This window comes from Methanosarcina sp. A14 (assembly GCF_001729375.1).
Lineage (GTDB): Archaea > Halobacteriota > Methanosarcinia > Methanosarcinales > Methanosarcinaceae > Methanosarcina > Methanosarcina barkeri.
The window spans coordinates 1-5,125 of the sequence record NZ_LZPK01000250.1 but is presented as its reverse complement, the minus strand read 5'-3'; the positions used below and the strand labels follow the sequence as shown (position 1 = coordinate 5,125).

The window sequence follows — 5,125 nt, the reverse complement described above, 5'->3', positions numbered from 1 at the left end:
TTTTCAAGTAACAAGCCTCCCAGATATGCACTCAAAACTGAAACGTTTATTGAATAATAATATGCAAAACGGTTCTGACCGTAAATTGCAAGGAAAATAAGGAAACTCCAGACAAGAAGTAACACTTCCTGAGGCTTTGATTTTCTGAACAGGTTTGCAGCCAGAATAAACATCCCGAGCAGAGACGCGAAAAATCCCGTAGGAGTGAAATTTGAATAAACTTTAGACATCGTAAAAGCGCCATAATCGTAAAATATTGAAGAAGCCTCATCGATTGTGGAAGGTCCTCCCTGTTGAATCCTAAAAACAGTGTTTGGTGCATGTATAATCAGGGAATAAAGTGATGGAGATAAAATTTTGATACATATAAGTCCGAGAATTCCAACTCCGAGGATAAGAAGAGGGTAATAATAAGATTTCATTTTCTTTCTTTTGAACTCTCTTTCGATGAAACTCAAAGCTACAAAACCTGCCATTGTCCCAAGAGATGTGATAACATGGAACCAGGAGTAATAGTATAGAGAAAAACCCATGTCAGGATGGACAAATGGAAGGATAAGGATTGTACTTACCAGACAGGTGACTATGCCCGTAAATCCAAGGTAATCACTTGACTCATTCCGGAAATTGTCCAAGATATACTGGAATATAGCATAAACGAGAACGATTAATAAAAATAGTGAGCCTCCGGGCCAGCAAAGCTGGTAAGCTGAGTACATGACTCCAGCCAGAATAGAGTACAAAAGAGGCTCTTTCAGGACAGTAAATTTCTTATTGAACACGTCTTCAAAACGCAGATTTTTCTCCTTTGCTGAAATCAAAGCCAGCATGAAAAACATCATGAATAAAGTACTGAATAGTGACTCGGCAACATGATGGTCTGTGAAGCCAATCATTGAACGGGACAGAAACTGCCCTGGAGCAAATGCAATCAGGATTGCAGCCAGAATCCCAGTTTTATGCCCTCCAAGATATTTTCCTATGTAGTAAACCGGAATAACAGTTAAGGCCCCGAGCACGGCAGGGAAATAGGCCCCTATAGTGTTAATCAGTTGAGAACTGGGATTTCCCATTCCAAGAATCAGTGAAGTAACAGCCATCATTTGATCAAACAATGGCCCAAAATGTATGTAACTCCCGTTAGGATAGTTGGTCATGGGATTGAAAAACATCCTGTGGGGGTAATTTTCAAGCAGGACGAATAAGGTACGCATATGATACCATGCATCATTGGTCGTGAACTTCACAATCCCGCCAGGCAAAAGTACTCTATCTGAAGGAAGTATTCTGACCCATAGAGACACGAAACCAATTATCGCAACTGTCAGAATATAAGGCCAGCTGGATTTGATTTTATCTTTGAATGACGATACAGGACGATCCTGAGAACTCATAGTATCCCCTTTATGAATTGGACATTATAAATTAAGATAGAATTATGAAAAAGAAAATTAAATAGATTGTATTAATTCTATGTAACAGTTTATAATTCTATCCCACTTCTGATCAGGAGCTTCGTAATGCTTTCTCTCTCCAAATTGGCTGAGAATAGCTTCCCTGATAGAATCGATATCAGCAGGAGGTACAAAAACGGTGCCTTCATAGTTAGCCATTGATTCTTTTAAGCCACCTACTTCTGAAACAACGACAGGTTTTCCAAAAGACATTGCGATATGCGCAATTCCACTCTGAGAGGCTCTCAGGTAAGGCAGGACTACCACATCGGCAGCACTGAAATACAGGTTTACTTTCTCGTCAGGAACATATTCGTCTATAAGTGTAATCTTATCATGAAAAGGAGAAGCTTTAATCTGGTCAAGTAATTCCTTACGGTCTTCCCAGATTTCCCCGACAATCAATAACCGGCTTTTTTCGAGAATTTTGGGAGGAAGCTGTTCAAAGGCCCTGATAAGGTAGGGAGTTCCCTTATACTTTCGAATTAAGCCGAAAGAGAGTATAACGAAATCTTCCTTTATCGAGAGATTTCTTCTCGCTTCTTTTGTGTCAAGCAATTCTCCGTACTGGTCATAAAGCCCATGCGGGATCACATGAATTTTTTCAGGGGAAATAGAATACCTTTTTGCAACAAGCTCTTTATCGGACTCGGAATGAGTAATATATGCATCAAGGTTTTTACGCAGCAGTTTTCCTGTTATTTTTGAGTATAACCTAATTGGAAGTATTGATTCTTCAAAAGGATCTACAACTTCATGAAATTCGATAATTATTTTAGGTTTATTCAGCAAACCTGCAAATATCTTTAGCAGAAGCTGCATATGCGCAACCGAGGAAGTCCACCACTGCAAAACTATAATATCCGGTTTTTGTGCTTTAAGAAAGCGGTATGCTTTAATCCAGGACAGTGGATTGTTATAGTCCATGCCGTTAAAGACAGGTATCCTGGGTGAAAAATTCAGGTCAGAAATATTCTTTCCAACATGGGATTTTCCGGGAAACAGAAAAGTTGGAAGCAACTGCCGAAAGCAAACTACTGAGACTTCTTTTTCCACAGACATGGCATTTGCCAGACGGATAGTATAATAACTGATACCGCTCAAAAAACGTTTCGAAGGTCCGACTATGCAAACGCTTTTATTAGATGTCATTTGCCTAAACTATCACATTATCTTTATATTAAACTAATGCATTACTCCACATAGATTCCAGTATAAAAGAGGTTCAGCCTTGAAAATAGCCCAGATCTGTCCCCGTTATTCTCCTGACATAGGTGGAGTGGAAACTCATGTTAAAGAAATTAGTGAAAGGCTGGTTAAAGCAGGGCACGATGTGGAGGTTATAACAACCGATCCCACAGGAAAATTGAGAAAGCAAGAGATAATAAACGGAGTAAGGGTTATAAGGTTTAGATCTTTTGCTCCGGGAAATGCATACTACTTCGCTCCTCAGATCTATACTTATCTCAAAAAACACGACTATGACATAGTTCATGCACATAGTTATCATGCTTTTCCTGCATTCTTCGCATCCTTAAGCAGGCACGGCACAAAATTTGTGTTTACTCCGCATTATCATCGGCACGGCCATACCGCATTCCGCGATTTACTGCACAAGCCATACAGACTTTTCGGGAAGATAATCTTCTCCAGGGCAGATTCCGTAATATGTGTCTCAGAGTATGAAAAGAAACTTATAGAGTCAGATTTTAAGGTTGCCGCAAAAACTGTAAAAATCCCTAACGGAATAAACCTTAAAGAGTTTGAAGATTTGAGGAAGCCGGAAAAAAGCTTAAACAGGAACGCCGGAAGAGAACAGATTCTTCTTTATGTAGGCCGCCTGGAAGAATATAAAGGGGTACAGTACATTATTCAGAGTTTACCTGAACTTCAGGGTTTCCGGTTGAGAATCATCGGAAAGGGACCTTACGAAGCTGAGCTTCGAAATATGGCGAAAAGTTTAGGTGTGGAAGCAAGGGTTGAATGGTTAAAAGACCTGTCAAGAAAAGAACTTCTTGAACGCTATGCAGATGCGGATATATTTTTAATGCTTTCTTCTCGTGAGGCATATGGGATAACGGTTGCTGAGGCGCTGGCTGCAGAAATTCCGTGTATAGTGGCAAAGGGCAGTGCACTTGAGGAGTTTGTGGACGGAAGGAACTGTATTGGGATTGAAAGTCCGGTTTCAAAGGAAAAAGTGACAGCAGCACTGAAGGAAATTAAGAAAAAGGAAAGAATAAAAAAATCCGGGATAGATAAAAACATAATGGATTGGAATGAAGTTTCAGCCAGAATTGAGAAACAATATCTCAAGCAGTAATATTAGAAGAGCTCATTCCAAAACTTAACATCACTTCCCAGAATTCAGATCCCAAATAATCAAACGATCCCCTGATCACGAAAATAGTTTTAAAACTTTAGTATTTGAGGACAAAATCGGTTTTGGGAAGAGTTCGAAGATAATAGATAGACTAATTGGACCATACAAATATTTATTTTTGGATCTTTGGGGAACTGGAATATGGAAATTGATTATATAAATGGAGCAAAAACAGACGAAATATTCGGCATGTCAAAGTATCAAAAAGAGATACATGAAAGAATAAAAAATATAAAACTAAACCCAATTGAATACCCACTGATCTCAAAGAAGAGACAAATTAATAGTGCTGTAAAATATCTGGCATATCCATTAATTGTTAAAAGCCATGTAAAAAAAGAAAACGTAAAGCATATAACGAGCCAGGATCTGGCTTACCTTCTGGAACTGATGAAATTAGAAAAGACAATTGTCACCTGCCATGACCTTATCCCCTGGGTATATGATAACAACCGGCTGCCAACATGGAAACTGAACATGAGGGGCTTGAGAAAAGCAGATAGAATTATCACAGTTTCAGAGTACTCAAAAAGTGAAATTATCAAGCATGTAGGGTACCCAGAGGATCAAATAACTGTTATTCCAAACGCAGTAGACCATAACAATTACTGTGTGAAAAGGGACCGAGAAGTTATTAAAAAATTGGAAATACCAGATACCCAAAAAGTCATTCTATATGTAGGATCTGAACAACCAAGAAAAAATGTTCCCTTTTTACTGAAAGCTATCGGTGAGCTGAAAAAGAAACTTCCTGATATAGTACTTCTTAAAATCGGCACTCCACAGGTCCCTGGAGCTCGTGAAAAACTTATTGAATTAATAGAGATGCTTGGGATAGAGAAAGAAGTAGTATTTGTAGGATATGTTTCCGAAAACGACCTGACCAAGTACTATAACGCTGCAGATCTGTTTGTTTTTCCTTCTTTATACGAGGGCTTCGGATTACCTCCGTTAGAGGCTATGGCGTGCGGAACACCTGTAATAACTTCTAACCTTACTTCTTTACCTGAAGTTGTAGGAGATTCAGCTATTACCATAGATCCTTATGATGTTAATGCATTTGCAGAGGCAATGTATAACCTGTTGACAGATGAAAAACTTAGGGAACAAATGATAAACAAAGGACTCAAAAGGGCTCAGTTATTCAACTGGGAAAAATCCGCTGAAAAAACGCTTAAAGTATATCAGCAGTTAAGCTGAAACTCAATCTAAAAAATCTGACCTATAAAAAAGGCATCTTATATGTTTATACACTGAGATCTTATATTGGGTCTTATCTTATATTGGATCT

General features: G+C 38.7%; 4 protein-coding genes. 2 read left to right on the top strand and 2 right to left on the bottom strand.

Going from position 1 to position 5,125, the window contains the following annotated elements; all coding sequences use genetic code 11:
* Both A9239_RS12020 and A9239_RS12015 read right to left on the bottom strand, forming a co-directional pair.
* Positions 1–1,394, bottom strand: a 1,394-nt coding sequence (locus tag A9239_RS12020) for an oligosaccharyl transferase, archaeosortase A system-associated (protein ID WP_141706449.1), incomplete at its 3' end; no start/stop codon positions are given.
* A 57-nt stretch (positions 1,395–1,451) separates the two neighbouring features.
* Positions 1,452–2,606: a glycosyltransferase gene (locus A9239_RS12015; RefSeq protein WP_048121343.1), complete on the bottom strand. Its 1,155-nt coding sequence runs from the start codon at positions 2,604–2,606 to the stop codon at positions 1,452–1,454.
* A 79-nt stretch (positions 2,607–2,685) separates the two neighbouring features.
* On the opposite strand from A9239_RS12015, the gene A9239_RS12010 reads away from it, so the two are divergent.
* Together A9239_RS12010 and A9239_RS12005 are read left to right on the top strand one after the other, a co-directional pair.
* The gene (locus A9239_RS12010) at positions 2,686–3,774 is read left to right on the top strand and encodes a glycosyltransferase family 4 protein (protein WP_048121345.1); all 1,089 of its coding nucleotides are present in this window, start codon (positions 2,686–2,688) and stop codon (positions 3,772–3,774) included.
* Positions 3,775–3,975: 201 nt separating this feature from the next.
* The gene (locus A9239_RS12005; protein WP_048121347.1) at positions 3,976–5,034 is read left to right on the top strand and encodes a glycosyltransferase family 1 protein; all 1,059 of its coding nucleotides are present in this window, start codon (positions 3,976–3,978) and stop codon (positions 5,032–5,034) included.
* Positions 5,035–5,125 lie beyond the last annotated feature (91 nt).

Excerpts from the sequence above, each read along its gene's own strand:
- A9239_RS12005 (WP_048121347.1), top strand. The coding sequence starts at position 3,976 with ATGGAAATTGATTATATAAATGGAGCAAAAACAGACGAAATATTCGGC.
- A9239_RS12015 (WP_048121343.1), bottom strand. The coding sequence starts at position 2,606 with ATGACATCTAATAAAAGCGTTTGCATAGTCGGACCTTCGAAACGTTTT.